This window comes from Oleiphilus sp. HI0086, assembly GCF_001635225.1.
The window spans coordinates 1-1412 of record NZ_LWFZ01000568.1 but is presented as its reverse complement, the minus strand read 5'-3'; the positions used below and the strand labels follow the sequence as shown (position 1 = coordinate 1412).

Here is a 1412-nt window from a genome sequence, read left to right as displayed (position 1 = left end):
AGTAAGAATCGTGTAGTGGTCAACTAAAACTGGCCAGCCCGTTATAAGTTTTTTCGTAAGCCTGTTCAGTCAATAACGGTGACATACCACCATTATGATGATGAGGCCGATGACGATTGTAGTAACCATTAATGTATTGATCGATAGCTGCTTCTGCTTCCATAAACGATTCATATCCTGATCGCGGCATCCATTCTGTTTTAAAGCTTCTAAAGAATCGCTCCATTGGCGCATTATCCCAGCAATTTCCTCTGCGACTTAGGCTTTGTCGAATGCCATAACGCCATAGCAGCTGACGATAGGATTGGCTTGTGTAATGACAACCTTGATCGCTGTGAAATAGCACGCCCTTCGGTTTGCCACGACTTTCATAAGCCACTCTCAATGCCTTCTTGGTTAACTCACTGTCGGGACTCTTAGATTTGGCCCAGCCAACAACACGCCTTGCATATAAGTCGATAACGACCGATAAGTACAGCCAACGAGACCCCGTCCAAACATATGTCACATCACCACACCAAACTTGATTAGGCTGTTCCGGACTGAAGCAACGACCCAACACATTTGGAATGAGCACATGCTCTTTCTCAGATTTAGCGTACTTATGTGCCGGCAATTGGCGGCTAACCAAACCTTCTTGCCTCATGAGCTTGTTCACTAACCAGCGACTCACCTTAAAGCCGGATAATGCCAGCAGAGTTACCAAAGTACGCTCCCCCGCAGAACCATTACTAATTCCAAACCAACGCTTGAGTTCAGAAATCAATCTAAGGCGTTGCGGCTCTATCTCTTGAGGGCGGTCACACCAATATCTGTAGCTGCTGCGATGAACATTAAGTACGCGGCATAGTCGAGATACCGACCAGCTCCCTTGCTGCGCTTGGATTAACGAAAACCTTTGATCGAGTCCTGCATCAAGAGAGCTGAAGCCTTTTTTAAAATCTCGTTGTCTCCCTCTAGTTGTTTGATCTTGCGTTCCAACTCGCGAATTTTTAATTGATCTGGAGTGAGAGGTGTAGCACTCGACAACCTACCGTTTCGTTCTTCTTTTAATTGTCGCGCCCATTTATCGACCGTGGACTTACCAAGGCCTAAGCTATCCGCGACATCTCGGACACTGCGCCCTTTATCAACAACTTCTTGTGCAACTTCGAGTCTAAATTCTGGAGAGTATGTTGGTCTTGTTCGTTTGCTCATTTTGATACCTAGTTAGTTGATGGTGATAATATCACCTCTAATTAGGTGGCCAAAATTAGTGTGCCACTACATCGCCTTGCCTTTAAACAAAGAGCGGAAGACAGATCCTATGAAAAATCTACTATGCACACTCTTATTGCTACCTTGTTTTCTTAATGCCGAAAGCCTACTTCCCCCACCTTCAGGTGAGGTTATTCTCGAAGTCATTGGTGACT

1 protein-coding gene is annotated in these 1412 nt (G+C 45.3%); it reads right to left on the bottom strand.

Annotation, left to right across the window (positions count from 1 at the left end):
- Window positions 1-19 precede the first annotated feature (19 nt).
- Window positions 20-1197 (bottom strand): IS3 family transposase gene (locus A3756_RS06875; protein WP_156490229.1). Its coding sequence is split into 2 segments (ribosomal slippage): window positions 20-939 and window positions 939-1197, totalling 1179 coding nucleotides; the frame shifts between segments, so codons are not numbered across the junction.
- Window positions 1198-1412 lie beyond the last annotated feature (215 nt).